The organism is Micromonospora sp. NPDC048905, from assembly GCF_040649655.1.
Taxonomy (GTDB): Bacteria; Actinomycetota; Actinomycetes; order Mycobacteriales; family Micromonosporaceae; genus Micromonospora.
The window spans coordinates 378,238-393,251 of record NZ_JBEZFV010000007.1 but is presented as its reverse complement, the minus strand read 5'-3'; the positions used below and the strand labels follow the sequence as shown (position 1 = coordinate 393,251).

The window sequence follows — 15,014 nt, the reverse complement described above, 5'->3', positions numbered from 1 at the left end:
GCCGCATTCTCCCCGCTGCGATGCCGGCGACCAGTCCCCAGCCCCCAACCCGTTCTCCGATCAGGAACGACCGATGGAGCGGTCGAGGAAGTCGTGGATCATCGGCGCAGCGACGTCGATCTTGTCTTCCAGCAGGAAGTGGCCGGTGTCGAGCAGGTGGAATTCGGCCGCCGGCAGGTCCTTGCGATAGGGGTGGGCGCCAGCGGCCGGGAAGACCGGGTCGTTCTGGCCCCAGACGACAAGCGTCGGCGGCTGGTGGTCACGGAAGAAGGCGTGGAATTCCGGATACAGCGTGACGTTGCTGCCGTAGTCGTAGAACAGATCCAGCTGGATGTCCGCGTTGCCGGGGCGAGCGAGCTGCATGTCGTCGTGGGCCCACCGGTCGGGGTCGAGCCGACTGAGGTCCTGCACCCCCGCCGTGTACTGCTGCTTGACCGTGTCGGAGTTGAGGATGAACGCGATGGCCTGACGGCGTTCGTCGGTCTTCTCCGCCCAGTAAGCCTTGATCGGATCCCAGAACTCGCTCAGCCCCTCTTCGTACGCGTTGCCGTTCTGCACGATGAGCGCGCTGATCCGCTCAGGTCCCTTGAGGGCCATCCGGAACCCCGTCGGCGCCCCGTAGTCAAAACAGTAGAGCGCATAGCGATCCACGCCGAGCTGGCCGAGGAGGCCGTCCATCAGATCGGCGAAGTTGGCGAAGGTGTAGTCGAACGTCGACCGGTCCGGGCTGGCGCTGTGACCGAAACCTGGAAAGTCCGGCGCGATCACCCGATATCGATCGGCGAGCAGGGGGATCAGGTGGCGGAACTGCGAGGACGCCGTGGGAAATCCGTGCAGCAGCAGGACGGCCGGGCCGTCGGCCGGGCCGGCCTCGCGGTAGAAGATATCGATTCCGTTCACGGTCGCCGTACGAAAGTGCGTGACCGGGAACTCGCCTTCCTGGACGGCGGCGACCGAGGGTTTCTGCGCAATGCCCACCATTGTCGAATCCTTTCGGAATGAGGGAAAGCGGTATCACCCTCGGCAATCTCAGCGCCGGGTCCCGCTTCGTCAGCATGGCATGCGACAGGGCCCCCGACGTGCCGAAATCAGTTATCGAACACCGCTTACAGCAGATGGGTACGGAGGAAGTCGAGTTCCAGCGGGAGCAGCCGCTCGGCGGTGCCGTTCGCGGCCATGTGGGTGGCTCCGGTCAACGGCAGGACGGCGTGCGGGCGGCCGGTGCTCAGCAGGGCCGCGGAGAGCCGGAGCGTGTGCGCGGCCACCACGTTGTCGTCGGCCAGGCCGTGCACCAGCAGCAACGGGCGGGCCTGGTCGGGGCCGGTGAGCGGCTCGGCGGCCAACTCGACGAGTGAGTGGTGCGCGTAGACGTCCATGCCGTCCTCGGGCAACCCCAGATAACGCTCGGTGTACGCGGTGTCGTACAGCGCCCAGTCGGTCACCGGCGCGCCCGCGATCCCGCACCGGAACAACTCCGGGTGGCGCAGCACCGCCAACCCGGCCAGCCACCCGCCGAACGACCAACCACGGATCCCCACCCGTGCCATGTCCAGGTCGGGGTGCTTACCGGCGAGCGCGGTCAGGGCGTCGATCTGGTCGGTCAGGGTCACGTCGGCCATCCGCCGGTGGATCGCCTTCTCGAACGACGGGGCCACCCCCGGCGTACCCCGGTTGTCGATGGTGACCACCGCGAACCCGGCATCGGCCCACCACTGCCGCTCCAACCACGCGGCCCGTGCCGCCACGACCTCCTGGTGCCCCGGCCCGCCGTAGATGTCCAGCAGCACCGGCAGCCGCCGGCCCGTCACGTGGTTGTCCGGGTAGAGCACCGCCGCCGGCAACCGCCGATCGGTCACCCGTTCCAGCAACGGCAGCGGAGAGTACGGAGGGGTGGCGGCCAGCGACCGCAGCTCGGCCAACTCCTGGTCGCCGCGCCGAACCGTCCACCGCACCCCCGCGTGGTCCAGCGACGCGATCCCGACGGCAAGCACGTCACCGCCCACGGCGGCGGTGTACCAACCCGGGTCGGTGGTGATCCGGCGCGCGTCCACCCCACCGCCGATGGTGGTGCGGACCCGGAACAGGTGCCGCTCGCTCGGCTCACCGTCGCTGGCCTCGACCAGCAGGTCGGCCGGCCCGGAACTGGCCGGCAGCCGACCCACGACCCGCCGCACGTACAGCGACGGCGGAGTGAGCAGTGTGCCGTCCGCGAACAGGCACCGCGCGTCGTACCCGTCGTGGGCCAACTCCCCGCCGACGAGCACCCGGCCGTCCGGCAGGTGCGCCGGGGTGCCGGTGATCGGCTCGACCCAGCGCGGATCGGCCAGCTCGGCGTGCACCTGCGTCTCACCCGTCCGGGGATCCACCGCGAGCACCAGCCCGTGCTGCTGCGACCGCCGCAACACGGTGATCAGTGGGCTGCCCTCGACCCAGCTGACCGCGGTCAGGTACGGGTAGGTCTCCCGGTCCCAGTGCACGTCGACCCAGCCGTCGTCGAGGTCCAGCAGGTGCAGGCTGACCTCCGCGTTCGGCCCACCAGCCCGGGGGTACGCCACGGCGGTCGGCGCGCTGGCCGGCTCGGCCGGGTCGTGCAGGTGCCAGCGATCCAGGCGGGACTCGTCGACCCGGGCGGCGAGCACCATGCGCCCGTCCGGCGCCCACCAGTACCCCCGGAACCGGCCGAACTCCTCCGCCGCGATGTGCTCGGCCAACCCCCAGCTCACCCCGGCGTCCTCGCCGGCCAGCAGGGTGTCGGTGCCGTCTGCCTCGATCACCCGCAGCTCGCCGCGACGCACACCCTCGCCCGCGTCGGTCACGTACGCCAGCCGCTGCCCGGTCGGGTCGGGACGCGGATCCAGCACCGGACCGACGGTGGCCACCTCCACCACGTCACCGTGCACCAGATCGGCCCGGAACAACCGCCCGGCCAGCGCGAAGACCGCGATCCGCCCGGCGGCGTCCAGCGCGTACGAGCCGATGCCCGCGGCGCTGAGCCGTAAGCGCTCACGAAGCGCGCGTTCGCCGGGGGAGAGGGACCGCACGTCGCCGCCCTCGCCCAGCAGGGTCGTCGGGTCGGCGATCAGGCGCTCCTCGGCGGTGGCCACGTCCAGCAACCAGAGCGCGTCCGCCGGGTCCTCCGGCCCGGCCGAGCGCAGGAAGATCACCCGGGAGCCGTCGTCGGCCACGGAGACAGCGCGCGGCGCGCCGTGGCTGAACCGGCGGGTGCGGGCGGCCAGCTCCGGAAAGTCCACAGACCAAATCGTAGAGCGGTACGGGAGGTGATGTGGCCGACCTGGGCGGACGCGTCGACGCCGGTGGGACCTGGCCGCCGGTTAGAGTGACCGTCGTGACGATGCTGCCCGACCGCCGCCTGCTGCTGGTCCACGCGCACCCCGACGACGAGTCGATCGGCACGGGCTCGACGATGGCCCACTATGCCGCCAACGGGGCCCACGTCACGCTTGTGACCTGCACCCTCGGCGAGGAGGGCGAGATCCACGTGCCCGCGCTGGCCCAGCTCGCCGCCGCCGAGGCCGACCAACTCGGCGGGTACCGCATCGCCGAGCTTGCCGCCGCGTGCGCCGCGCTCGGCGTCAGCGACCACCGCTTCCTGGGCGGCGCCGGCCGCTACCGCGACTCGGGGATGATGGGGCTCGCCACCAACGAACACCCCCGCGCCTTCTGGCAGGCCGACCTCGACGAGGCCGCCGGGCATCTCGTGGAGATCATGCGAGAGGTACGGCCGCAGGTGCTGATCACGTACGACCCGAACGGCTTCTACGGCCACCCCGACCACATCCAGGCCCACCGGGTCGCGATGCGCGCTGTCGAGCTGGCCGCCGCCGAGGGCTGCGCCCCGCTGAAGGTCTACTGGACCGCGATGCCGCTCAGCGTCCTGGAAGCCGGCATGGCGCACTTCGCCGGGTCCTCCGACAACCCGTTCGGCGGCATCGCCGACATCGCCGACCTTCCCTTCGGCACCCCGGACGACCAGATCGCCGCCCGGATCGACGGCACCGACCAGCACGCGGCCAAGGAAGACGCGATGCGGGCGCACGCCACCCAGATCCCGGCCACCTCCTGGCTCTACTCGATCGCCGGCAACTTCGGCGGCGAGTTCATGGGCGTGGAGTTCTTCACCCTCGCGGTCGGCGAGAAGGGACCGGGCTCCGGGCCGTACGCCTGGGAGGACGACCTCTTCGCCGGGCTCCCCGAGGAGATTGCTCCGGACCGGTCCTCGGTCGGGACCGTCTCGGACCGGTCTCCGGTCGGGACCGTCTCGGACCGGTCTCCGGTCGGGACCGTCTCGGACCGATCCTCGGTCGGGACCGCGCCGGACCGGTCCTCGGTCGCGGCGGCGGGTTCCCGGTGACCCTGCCCGCGGCGATGACGGTTCTGGACGACCTGGATGCCCCGCCCCCGGCGGGACCACCGCCGCGACTGTTCGACCTGGGCCTACGGCTGGCCGGCGCGGTCGTCGTGGTGGTCGCCGGAGTGCTGAGCGGGGTGCTGGAGCTGCTGCTCTCCACGGTCCGCGTCGGCGGGCAGTTGATCGGCGTGTCGGCGCTCCTCGCCGTCGGTGCCAACATCGTGCTGAGCTGGTTCGCGCACGAGGCGGTCGGCCGCAGGTGGGCGGTGGCGCTGCCGGCGGTGCCCTGGTTCGCGCTGATGGCGGTGGCCGCCATCCGGACCAACGAGGGTGACCTGTTGCTGGCCGGCGACAACTGGGTCGGCCTGGCCATGATCGTGGCCGGTGCGATGACCTTCGCGGTGATGGGCTTCCGGCAGATCCTCGCTCCGCCGTCCACGGTCGGGCTGATGACGCCACCCAGGTAAGGGTGGTAGATATTCCAGCCAGGGATGTGAGCCCCGCGACGGGGCGTACGGCAGGAGGTCCGGTGGTGGACAGACGGTGGCGTGACATCGCGGTGCTCGTGGCAGCACTGTTCGCGGTCAACGTGGTCGCCCGGCTGATCATCCGGTTCGGCTTCGAGCAGGACGACACGGCCGCCGACCGGGTGTCGTTGGCGATGTTCGCGGTGATCGGGGTGACCCTGGCCGTGGTCGCCTTCCGCTGGGGTCGTCGCCGGCCGCTGGCGGACTGGGCGGCCGACATGGCCCTCGTGGTGCTGGCGGCGATGCTGCTGACCGTGTTGGTCGGGCCTCTGCTGATCGGCCACAATCCGTTCGCTGGCGGCGCGCCGACGTTCTTCGCCCAGCTCTGGCTGTACCTGCTGGCCTCCGTCGCCGGGGTGCTGATCGGCTACCTGGTGCTCACCGCGCTGGGGCGTGACTACCGCTCGTGGCAGCTCAAGCGGTATGCCGAGGTCAAAGCCGCCAAACCCCGCCGCGTCGTCCGCCGCTGACGAGCGCGCACGCCACGACCGACCGCACCGCTGACAAGCCAGGCGTGCGTGGTTGGGCGGGCGTGCGTGGTTGGGCGTGCGTGGTTGGGCGTGCGTGCGTGGGTGGGCGGGCTTGGCTCGGGCGGGTCTGCGCTGCCCGGGCTCGCGGTTTGATCAACTCGGCTTCCGTGAAGTCGGGCTGTCCCGAGGGGGCGGATGCCCCGACTTCTTGTTGGTCAACTCGGGTTTCGTGAAGTCGGGCCGTCCTGGGCTGGCGGACGCCACGACTTCCTGGAAGTCGAGCCGATCACGGAGCCGGGCTCGCTACGCGTGCCCGGCTCGCCACGTGCGCGGCTCGCCACGTGCGCGGGTTTGCCCCTGTGCGCCGGTCCTCGTCACTGTGGGGCGACTCGGGTCAGGTAGGTGTGGTGTGTGCTGAAGCCGAGTCGCCGGTAGAGCGCCACCGCCGCCGTGTTGTGCTGCTCGACCTGGAGGAAGGCGTGCGTCGCGCCACTGGACACGCCCCAGCCGGCCAACTCGTGGATCACCCGGACAGCCAGCCCTTGACGGCGGGCGGCCGGTAGAACCTCGATGAGGCTGAGGCCCAGCCAGCGCCCCTGGCCGGTCACCGTGCCTCGGCCGACCGCCACCAGCGTGCCGTCGACGTACACGTGGGCGAAACGGACCAGGTCCACGGCGGTGAGCACGTGCCGAGCGGCGTCCGGCAGGCCGCCCTTGCGGCCGGCGGCGACGGCCAGCCACTCCGCGCTCGGCGCGCTGGCCAGCTCAACGACCGCACTGCTCCACACGCCGGCCTGCCCGTCTGCGCCGGCCTGCCCGTCTGCGCCGGCCTGCCCGTCTGCGCCGGCCTGCCCGTCTGCGCCGGCCTGCCCGTCGGTGGTGGCCGTGCCGGTGTCCCCGTCGGCGCTGGGCTGCTCGGTGGTGGTGGATCGGGCAGCCGATGCGGTGCCGGTCGGTCGTAGCGGGAGCGGCGTGGTCTGCACCAGGACCGGCGGGCGGGCGGCCCAGCCGCGGGCGTCCAGTTCGGCGCCGACCGGGGCGGCGAGGGGCAGCGGCGTGTTGATGATCGGCGGCTGGCCCTGTTCGGCGTACCAGCGTTCGACCGCGTCTACGGCGGCGGGGAGCGGTCGGTCGGGGTCGCCGATCGGCAGCGCCGAGTTGGCCCGCCCGCTCCAGCCCTCCGCCGAGCGGAGCAGCCAGTCGCCGAGCTGGCCCCGCGTCGGTGCCGGCCAGGCCTCGTCGGCGGCCCGCTCCAACGCGACGACCGCCGCGGCGGTTGGCCGGCGGGTGGGCGGCACCCGCTTGGCGCGGTGGACCTGCGCGACCGGGACGCGCAGATGGCCCTGTGCGGTGGAGAGCGTGAGATGAGTCTCGCTCAGCTCGACCAGCTCGCCGAGGGCGTCGGAGAAGAGCGGTCGGCCCTCGCGAATCCCCACAATCCGGCGGACTACGATTCGGTATCCCACATCCTGCTGTCGGAGCACGATCGACCCCCTCCCCGGCGAGATACTAGGCTCTTACCGTCGCGGGTGATCGCGGCGTGTCTTGCGGAGGAGAAGACCGGTGACCTACATCATCGCCGAGCCGTGCGTGGATGTGCTCGACAAGGCATGCATCGAGGAATGCCCGGTCGACTGCATTTACGAGGGCAATCGGATGCTCTACATCCACCCCGACGAGTGCGTCGACTGTGGTGCCTGTGAGCCGGTCTGCCCGGTGGAGGCGATCTTCTACGAGGACGACGTCCCGGAGCAGTGGAAGGACTACACGGGCGCCAACTACGAGTTCTTCGAGGAGCTGGGCTCGCCCGGCGGTGCCTCGAAGATCGGCAAGGTGGAGAAGGACGCCACCTTCGTCGCCGCGCAGCCACCGCGCGGCGAGGGCCACTGAACCGGCCCGCGCCGGTCTCGTCGCGGCTGCCCGAGTTCACCTGGGACACCCTGGATGCCGCGGCCACTCTGGCCGCGGCCCATCCGGAGGGCCTGATCAACCTCTCGATGGGTACGCCTGTCGACCCGGTGCCCGAGGTGATCCGCCAGGCGTTGGCTGACGCGTCCGATGCTCCCGGCTACCCGCTGACCGCCGGTACCCCGGCGTTGCGGGCCGCGATCGCGGCGTGGGTGTCCCGAGCCTGTGGTGCTGGGGTCGACGGTCTGGGTGTGCTGCCGACCATCGGTTCGAAGGAGCTGGTCGCCTGGCTGCCCACGCTGCTCGGCATCGGCCCGGGTGACGTGGTGGTGGTGCCGTCGATCGCGTACCCCACCTACGAGGACGGCGCCCGGTTGGCTGGCGCGACAGTCGTCCGCACCGACTCGCTCACCTCGGTCGGGCCGACCCCGCGGGTCCGGCTGGTCTGGGTCAACTCGCCCGGCAACCCGACCGGTCGGGTGCTGCCCGCGGCGCACCTGCGCAAGGTGGTCGACTGGGCTCGGGAACGCGGCGCGGTGGTCGCCAGCGACGAGTGCTACCTGCCGCTCGGCTGGTCGGCGGAGCCGGTCTCGGTGCTGTCGCCGCAGGTCAGCGGTGGCAGCTATGCCGGGCTGCTCGCCCTGCACTCGCTGTCCAAGCGATCCAATCTCGCCGGCTACCGGGCCGGGTTCGTCGCCGGTGATCCAGCGCTCGTCGCCGAGCTGCTGAAGGTGCGCAAGCACGCGGGGATGATCGTGCCCGCGCCGGTGCAGGCGGCCATGGTGGCCGCGCTGGACGACGAGCGGCACGCCGAGGAGCAGCGGGAGCGCTATCGAGCACGGCGGGAGAAACTGGCCGCCGCGTTCACCGGTGCCGGGTTCACCGTCGAGCACTCCGAGGCAGGTCTCTACCTCTGGCTCACCCGAGGTGAGGACTGCTGGCAGACCGTCGACTGGCTGGCGCGGCGCGGCATCCTGGTCGCCGCCGGCGTCTTCTACGGTCCTGGCGGCCAGCAGCACGTACGGGCGGCGCTGACCGAGTCCGACGAGCACATCGCGGGCGTCGCGGCCCGCCTCGCCCAGGTCTGACCGTACGTCCGGGCGGCCTCGCCGGGATTTACGATCTTGCGGATCACGGGCTGACGCGATGGCCGCCGAGGGCTGACCGGCGTCCGCGCCGGCCCCGGACGATATCCTCGGCCCGACCTGCCCCACACCCGAGCAGGAACGTCGAGGTACGCGGATGGTGGACAGCCCCGGTGTGCGGGCGGCGGTGGTCGGCACCGGCCTGATCGGTGGTTCGGTGCTGCTCCGACTGCACGCCGCAGGCGTCGACGTGACCGGGTGGGATCCGGACGAGGGCACCCGGCGGGAGGCCCGCCGGCTGGGCGTACCCGCTCCGGACCGGTTGGTCGAGGCGGTGGCCGACCGGGACGTGGTCTTCCTCTGCGGGCCGCTGCCGACGCTGCCGGCGACGCTCGTCGAGGTGGCCGCGATGACCGGTGAGCGTTGTGTGCTGACCGACGTGGGCAGTACCAAGGCGGAGGTGGCGGCGTTCGCCGCCACGCACGGGCTGACGCACCGGTTCGTGCCCGGCCACCCGATGGCCGGCACCGACCGGGCGGGCTTGACGGCGGCGGGGCCGGAGCTGCTCAGCGGCGCCGCCTGGGTGCTCTGTCCCACCGCTGGGCCGGCCACGACGGCGTTCCGTTGGCTGGCCGAGTTGCTGGTGGACCTCTTCGCGGCCCAGGTGGTGCCGATGTCCGCGACGGAGCACGACTCGGTCGCGGCGCTCGCCTCACACGTGCCGCACCTGCTGGCCGGCGCGCTTGCCGGTGCGGTGCAGCGCGCCCCGCTGCGCGACGCGATACTCGCGCTCGCCGCCGGCAGCTTCTCCGACGGCACCCGGGTCGCCGGCACCCCCGCCGGTCGGACCGCCAACATGCTGCTCGGCAACCGGGAGCGGGTGCTGCGCGAGCTGGCCGAGGTCACCGCGTTCCTGGACGACCTGACCGCCGCGCTGAGCGCCAGCGACGCACCGGCGCTCACGGCCCGGTACGACGAGGCACGTGCCGCCCGCGCGGCGTTGCGCGATCGCCGGTTCGACGCGTACGACAGGCAGTTCCCGATCGGCGGTGACCACGCCGCGGAGGTGTCCTGGCTGTGCGAGCTGGGGGTGGCCGGTGGTCACCTGACGGGTCTGCACGTCGGCGTCGACACCGTCTCCTACACGGCGCGGCGGCCCGTGGCTGACTAGGCTGAGAGGCATGGCGGCGGACGGTCCGGTGGTGCAGGTGCGCGGCGAGGCGTACCGGGAGGTGCCGCCCGAGCTGGCCCGGTTCGCGGTCACCGCGACCGCGCGGGACCGGGATCGGGAGGCGACCCTGACCCGGCTGGCCGAGCGTGCCGCTGCTGTCCGGGTGCTGCTGGACGGCTCCGGGCCAGCGGTGGCACGGCGGGAGACCGGCGATCTGCGGGTGCGGCCGGAGACCCGTCGCTCCGGTGAACGGGTGGTCGCCTGGCACGGCAGCGTGACCACCACGGTCACCGTCACCGACTTCACCGCCCTCGGCGAGTTGATGCTCCGGTTGGCTGACCAGGACCAGGTCGAGGTGGCCGGGCCGTGGTGGGAGCTTCGCCCGGACAGCCCCGCGCACCGCGAGGCCCGACACGCCGCGATCCGCGACGCGCTGGTACGCGCCCGGGAGTACGCCGAGGCGCTCGGTGCCCAGGTCACCTCGTTGCTCGAGTTGGCCGACGCCGGGCCGGCGGACCGGCCGATGTTCGCCCGTGCGGCGTTCGCCGGAGGTGGCGGCCCGGGTGGCGGCCCGCCGGAACTCGAGTTGGACCCGCAGCCGCAGACCGTCCAGGCGGCCGTGCAGGCGCGGTTCACGATCAGCGCGCCGGTCCTCGACTGATGCCACCGGCTCACGTGCTGTCGGTCGACGAGTTGGTGCAGCGCGCGCTGGCACTGGCCGAGGCCGGTCCGCGGCAACTGCTGGGCATCGCCGGCGCGCCGGGCGCGGGGAAGTCGACGCTGGCCGAGCAGGTCGTGGCCGCGGTCGGGTCGGCCGCCAGACTGGTGCCGATGGACGGCTTCCACCTGGCGCAGTCCCAGCTGGTCCGGCTGGGCCGCGCGGACCGCAAGGGCGCGGCGGACACCTTCGACGCCAACGGGTTCGTCTCGTTGCTGCGCCGACTGCGTCGGTTGGAGCCCACCTCGGTGTACGCGCCGGAGTTCCGCCGTGAGTTGGAGGAGCCGGTGGCCGGGGCGATCGAGGTGCCGCCGTCGGTCCGGCTGGTGGTGACCGAGGGCAACTACCTGCTGCTGCCGGATTTTCCGTGGCAGGAGGTGCGCGCGCTGCTGCACGAGACGTGGTTCCTCGACCTGGACGCCGACCTGCGCCATCGGCGGTTGACCGCCCGACACGAGGCGTTCGGGCGGTCGCCGGAGCAGGCCCGCGAGTGGGCGCTGGGCAGTGACGAGGCCAACGCGGCCCGGATAACTCCGACCGCCGACCGAGCCGACCTGGTGGTCCGCCTGCCGGAGTCGCCGCCGGCCTGACCGGCGGGCTCGAAGCCAGCGTGGTCTGCCCGCCCGTGCCGGCGGCGGCCGGACCCGCCGGGGTCGGTGGGGTCGGTGGGGTCAGTCCAGGTCACGGATGGGTCGGGCGGGGTTGCCGACGGCGACCACGTTGGCGGGCAGGTCCCGCGTCACCACCGCGCCTGCGCCGACGACGGTGTTCGCACCGATCGACACTCCGGCCAGCACGATCGCGCCGCCGCCGAGCCAGACGTTGTCGCCGATGGTGATCGGCTTGGCGGCCTCCCACTTGTCCCGTCGCGGGCCGGGATCGACGGGATGGGTCGGGGTGAGCAGCTGCACGTTCGGTCCGACCTGGACGTCCGCGCCGATGGTGATCCGCGCGACGTCGAGGAAGACGGCGTGGTAGTTGACGAAGCTGCGCGGGCCGATGCGAATCTGCCAGCCGTAGTCGCAGTAGAACGGTGGGCGGACCCACGCGTCCTCGCCCACGTCACCGAGCAGTTCGCGCAGCGCCCCCAGCCGCCCCTGCGGATCTGCCGCGGGACTGGTGTTGAAGCGTTCCATCAGGCGGGCGGCCCGGTCCAGGTCGGCGATGAGTTCGGGATCGTCGGCGAGGTACGGCTCGCCGGCCAGCATCCGGTCCTTCATGGAGGTCACCCGGTCGATGATGCCCGCCGACTCCGCTGCTGGTTGGCAGGTCCGTCATATTTTCGACCCCTTTTTTGCATACCGGGTATGCAATACTGACGGCGGTCTATGCACGTCTCGCAGTACAAACGCTCCACCGAGGAGGATCCGTTGCATCGACGCAGCAGAATGACCACCGCCATCACCGCTATCGCCGCCCTCGTCCTGGGCACTCCGGCGATCGCCGTGGCCAGCCCACCGACCATCGCCCCCGACGCCGCCCCGCGTACCGCGACCGGCGCGCCCACCGCCAGCGCCACCGCGAAGACGGTCACCCTGCTCACCGGAGACCGGGTCACCGTCACCGCGTCCGGGTCCGCGGCCGTCCGCCCCGGTCCCGAGCGTGCTCACCTGCGCTTCCTCACCAGCCGCGTCCGCGGTCACCTGACCGTGCTGCCGGAGGACGCCCTGCCACTGGTCCGCGCCGGCCGGGTCGACCGGCGACTGTTCGACGTGACCGGGCTGATCGCCGCCGGCTACGACGACGCCCGCCGGGACAACCTGCCGCTGCTGGTGACGTACGGCGAGACCGGCTCCGCCCGGCGCGCCCCGGCCGCCCTGCCCGGCACGCGGGTGACCCGCGACCTACCGGCGATTCACGGCGCCGCCCTGCACAGCGACAAGTCCTCCCTCGGCGCGGTCTGGGCGACTGTCGCCACCGGCCCCGCCGGGGCCCGTATCGACGCGGCGGGGGGCGTCGAGCGGATCTGGCTGGACGGCCGTCGCCGGGTGACCCTCGACCACAGCGTGCCGCAGATCGGCGCACCCGCAGCTTGGGCGGCCGGGTTCACCGGCACGGGAGTGTCCGTCGCGGTGCTGGACACCGGCGTCGACGCAACCCACCCGGACCTGGCCGGCAAGGTGGCCGAGGCGCGCAACTTCACCGAGGTCCCCGAAGCTCGGGACATGATCGGCCACGGCACCCACGTGGCCTCGACCATCGCCGGCACCGGCGCGGCCTCCGGCGGCAAGTACCGGGGTGTGGCGCCGGACGCGACGCTGCTGGACGGCAAGGTCTGTGAGGACCAGGGCTGCACCGACTCGGCGATCCTCGCCGGCATGCAGTGGGCCGCGGTGGAGAAGAAGGCCGCCGTGGTCAACATGAGCCTCAGCGGTTGGGACACCCCCGAGGTCGACCCGCTGGAGGAGGCGGTGCAGACCCTGACCGCGCAGACCGGCACGCTGTTCGTCCTCGCCGCCGGCAACGACGGCTCGGACGGCTCGGTCGGCTCCCCGGCCAGCGCCGACGCCGGGCTCGCCGTGGGCGCGGTGGACCGGGACGACGAGCTGGCCGAATTCTCCAGCCGGGGACCGCGGGTCGGCGACGAGGCGCTGAAGCCGGACATCACCGGGCCCGGCGTCGACATCGTCGCCGCGCGGTCCGCCACCGGCGTCATCGGCGACCCGGTGGGGGACCGCTACGTCACCCTCTCCGGCACCTCGATGGCCACCCCGCACGTGGCCGGTTCGGCCGCGCTGCTGGCCCAGCAGCACCCCGGGTGGCGGGCCGACCGGCTCAAGGCCACCCTGATGGCCGCCGCCAAGCCGCACCCGGACCAGACCGCCTACCAGCAGGGCGCCGGGCGGGTCGACGTCGCGCACGCGACCACCCAGGCGATCACCAGCGACCCGGTGAGCGTCTCGTTCGGGCGTGCGCTCTGGCCGCACGCCGACGACGCCCCGATCATCCGCACGGTGACCTGGCGAAACGACGGTCCGGACCCGGTCACCGTGGACCTGGGCGTCGAGGGCGCCGGCCCCGGCGGTCGTGCGCTGCCGGCCGGTCTGTTCGTGTTGGGCGCCAACCAACTCACCGTGCCGGCGGGCGGTACGGCCGCCACGACCGTCACCGCGGACACCCGGCTCGGCGACGCCGACGGCTACTGGACCGGGCGGATCGTGGCCCGGTCCGGGGCGGCGGTCGCGGTCACCCCGCTGGCTGTGCACCGGGAGGTGGAGAGCTACACGCTGACCATGGAGCACCTGAACCGCGCCGGCGAGCGCACCGCTGACCATTCGAGCAGCCTGGTCGGGTTGGACGGTTTCGCCTGGTGGGACCTTGAGGGCGTCGACGGAGTCTCCACCGTGCGACTGCCCAAGGGGCACTACGGCCTGAGCAGCATTATCTTCGAGCCGGCGCCGGACGATGAGTCGGGTGGGGTGTCCGTCCTGGTGCAGCCCGAACTGACCGTCGAACGGGACACCCGGATAGTCGTGGACGCCCGCCGGGCGAAGCCGGTACGGACGACCGTCCCCGAGCGGGGGGCCGCCCCGGAGTTGATCGACATCAGTGGCAACTTCACGGCCGACGACGGCAGTGGATACGGCGTCGGGCTCTGGGCGGACACGTTCACCGGCCTGACCAGTGGCCAGCTCGGCAAGGCGGTCTCCGCCGACCGGTTCGTCGCCACCGTCAGCAGCCAGTGGACCAAGCCGGACACGGCCAACAGCCCGTACCTGTACGCGTTGGCCGAGGCGATCCCCGGCCGGATGCCCACGGGGTTCGTCCGCGACTACACCCGACGGGATCTGGCCACCGTCGTGCACCGCTTCCGCGGTGGCTACCCGGACCTGGAGGCCGAGCGGACCGTGTACCCCGTCCTGGAGTACAACGTCGGCGGCTCCGCCCTGGTCCTGCCCACCGTCGTGCCCGGCCAGCGGGTCGAGCACTACAACACCAGGGGCGTGAAGTGGGAGACCGACATCTACTTCGGAACGCGGGACGAGGAGGGCTGGTTGAACCCGCGGGCAGCGCTCTTCTCCACCGCCACCGCGTACCGGGCCGGGCGGACGGTGCAGGAGATCTGGAACCAGGCCCCGTACTCGCCGTCCTTCCCGAACCCGCGCTGGCCGCACCAGAGCGTCAGCCGGGTCGGCGACACCATCCTGGCCGACGTGCCGATGTTCAGCGACGCGGCCGGGCACCCGGGCGCGTCACTGAGCGACAGTGAGCACACCACGCTCTGGCGCAACGGCGAGCTGGTCGGCGAGAGCGAGTACGCCGGCTACGGAGAGTTCACCGTGCCGCCGGGTAGGGCGGACTACCGCCTCGTCGCGTCCTCGAAGCGAAGCTTCACCGACCTGAGCACCGAGGTGGAATCCACCTGGACCTTCCGGTCGCGGCACGTCACCGGTGACACACCGGCCCGACTGCCGCTGTCGGCGGTGCGCTTCACCCCGCCGTTGCGGGTCGACAACAGCGCACCCGCGGGTCAGGACTTCGTCGTCCCGGTGCGGGTGCAGCGGCAGCCCGGCGCGCCGGCCGCCCGGGTGCAGAAGCTCACTGTCGACGTCTCGTACGACGGCGGGAAGACCTGGGCCACGGCGAAGCTGGTCCGCTCCTCCGCCAACGGCTGGTCGGCTCTGCTGCGGCATCCGGCGGGCACCGGTCACGTGTCGCTGCGGGCCACCGCCCGGGACACCGCGGGTAACACGGTGACGCAGCGGATCATCCAGGCGTACCGGTTGCGCTGAGGCGTACCCCGTCGGGTCCGCGGCCGAGTGCCG

13 protein-coding genes are annotated in these 15,014 nt (G+C 72.3%); 9 read left to right on the top strand and 4 right to left on the bottom strand.

Annotated elements, in window-relative coordinates:
* Positions 1 to 60: 60 nt before the first annotated feature.
* Positions 61 to 981, bottom strand: coding sequence for an alpha/beta hydrolase (locus tag AB0C01_RS21055; protein ID WP_357246822.1), 921 nt, complete (start codon positions 979 to 981; stop codon positions 61 to 63).
* 125 nt (positions 982 to 1,106) lie between these two features.
* The gene (locus AB0C01_RS21050) at positions 1,107 to 3,251 is read right to left on the bottom strand and encodes a prolyl oligopeptidase family serine peptidase (RefSeq protein WP_357246820.1); all 2,145 of its coding nucleotides are present in this window, start codon (positions 3,249 to 3,251) and stop codon (positions 1,107 to 1,109) included.
* Between the two features lie 86 nt (positions 3,252 to 3,337).
* Between AB0C01_RS21050 and mshB the strand changes: the two genes are divergently transcribed.
* The 3 genes from mshB to AB0C01_RS21035 all read left to right on the top strand — a co-directional run bounded on the left by mshB (position 3,338) and on the right by AB0C01_RS21035 (position 5,366).
* Positions 3,338 to 4,372 carry an N-acetyl-1-D-myo-inositol-2-amino-2-deoxy-alpha-D-glucopyranoside deacetylase gene (gene mshB, locus AB0C01_RS21045; protein ID WP_357571896.1) on the top strand — a complete coding sequence of 345 codons (1,035 nt, stop codon included), beginning with the start codon at positions 3,338 to 3,340 and terminating at the stop codon, positions 4,370 to 4,372.
* Between the two features lie 14 nt (positions 4,373 to 4,386).
* A complete protein-coding gene (locus tag AB0C01_RS21040) occupies positions 4,387 to 4,836 on the top strand; it encodes a hypothetical protein (protein WP_357246814.1) in 450 nt (149 codons plus the stop codon).
* Between the two features lie 65 nt (positions 4,837 to 4,901).
* Complete coding sequence (locus tag AB0C01_RS21035; protein ID WP_357247178.1) at positions 4,902 to 5,366, top strand: hypothetical protein; 465 nt, start codon at positions 4,902 to 4,904, stop codon at positions 5,364 to 5,366.
* A gap of 374 nt (positions 5,367 to 5,740) precedes the next feature.
* Here AB0C01_RS21035 and AB0C01_RS21030 read toward each other — a convergent pair whose 3' ends face one another.
* Positions 5,741 to 6,832: a GNAT family N-acetyltransferase gene (locus AB0C01_RS21030; protein ID WP_357571895.1), complete on the bottom strand. Its 1,092-nt coding sequence runs from the start codon at positions 6,830 to 6,832 to the stop codon at positions 5,741 to 5,743.
* A 97-nt stretch (positions 6,833 to 6,929) separates the two neighbouring features.
* Here AB0C01_RS21030 and fdxA point away from each other — a divergent pair, with 97 nt between their 5' ends.
* From fdxA to AB0C01_RS21005, 5 genes are all read left to right on the top strand, one after another.
* Positions 6,930 to 7,256, top strand: a complete 327-nt coding sequence (gene fdxA / locus AB0C01_RS21025; protein ID WP_091422126.1) for a ferredoxin — start codon at positions 6,930 to 6,932, stop codon at positions 7,254 to 7,256.
* Positions 7,253 to 8,362 carry a succinyldiaminopimelate transaminase gene (gene dapC, locus AB0C01_RS21020; protein ID WP_357247175.1) on the top strand — a complete coding sequence of 370 codons (1,110 nt, stop codon included), beginning with the start codon at positions 7,253 to 7,255 and terminating at the stop codon, positions 8,360 to 8,362. The genes fdxA and dapC overlap by 4 nt, the downstream gene beginning before the upstream one ends.
* Before the next feature lie 154 nt (positions 8,363 to 8,516).
* On the top strand, positions 8,517 to 9,530 hold the full coding sequence (locus AB0C01_RS21015) for a prephenate dehydrogenase/arogenate dehydrogenase family protein (protein WP_357246809.1): 1,014 nt from the start codon (positions 8,517 to 8,519) through the stop codon (positions 9,528 to 9,530).
* Between the two features lie 10 nt (positions 9,531 to 9,540).
* Positions 9,541 to 10,191 (top strand): SIMPL domain-containing protein, encoded by a 651-nt coding sequence (locus tag AB0C01_RS21010; RefSeq protein WP_357246806.1) that lies wholly within the window; start codon positions 9,541 to 9,543, stop codon positions 10,189 to 10,191.
* Positions 10,191 to 10,838: a nucleoside/nucleotide kinase family protein gene (locus AB0C01_RS21005; protein ID WP_357246803.1), complete on the top strand. Its 648-nt coding sequence runs from the start codon at positions 10,191 to 10,193 to the stop codon at positions 10,836 to 10,838. Before AB0C01_RS21010 ends, AB0C01_RS21005 begins: the two co-directional genes overlap by 1 nt.
* Positions 10,839 to 10,919: 81 nt before the next feature.
* Here the strand turns inward: AB0C01_RS21005 and AB0C01_RS21000 are convergent, their stop codons facing one another.
* Positions 10,920 to 11,477, bottom strand: coding sequence for a sugar O-acetyltransferase (locus tag AB0C01_RS21000; RefSeq protein ID WP_357571865.1), 558 nt, complete (start codon positions 11,475 to 11,477; stop codon positions 10,920 to 10,922).
* A gap of 159 nt (positions 11,478 to 11,636) precedes the next feature.
* On the opposite strand from AB0C01_RS21000, the gene AB0C01_RS20995 reads away from it, so the two are divergent.
* Positions 11,637 to 14,981 (top strand): S8 family serine peptidase, encoded by a 3,345-nt coding sequence (locus tag AB0C01_RS20995; protein WP_357571864.1) that lies wholly within the window; start codon positions 11,637 to 11,639, stop codon positions 14,979 to 14,981.
* The last annotated feature ends 33 nt before the right edge of the window (positions 14,982 to 15,014 follow it).

Excerpts from the sequence above, each read along its gene's own strand:
- AB0C01_RS21055 (WP_357246822.1), bottom strand. The coding sequence starts at position 981 with ATGGTGGGCATTGCGCAGAAACCCTCGGTCGCCGCCGTCCAGGAAGGC.
- AB0C01_RS21040 (WP_357246814.1), top strand. The coding sequence starts at position 4,387 with ATGACGGTTCTGGACGACCTGGATGCCCCGCCCCCGGCGGGACCACCG.
- AB0C01_RS21015 (WP_357246809.1), top strand. The coding sequence starts at position 8,517 with ATGGTGGACAGCCCCGGTGTGCGGGCGGCGGTGGTCGGCACCGGCCTG.
- AB0C01_RS21010 (WP_357246806.1), top strand. The coding sequence starts at position 9,541 with ATGGCGGCGGACGGTCCGGTGGTGCAGGTGCGCGGCGAGGCGTACCGG.
- AB0C01_RS21005 (WP_357246803.1), top strand. The coding sequence starts at position 10,191 with ATGCCACCGGCTCACGTGCTGTCGGTCGACGAGTTGGTGCAGCGCGCG.
- AB0C01_RS20995 (WP_357571864.1), top strand. The coding sequence starts at position 11,637 with ATGACCACCGCCATCACCGCTATCGCCGCCCTCGTCCTGGGCACTCCG.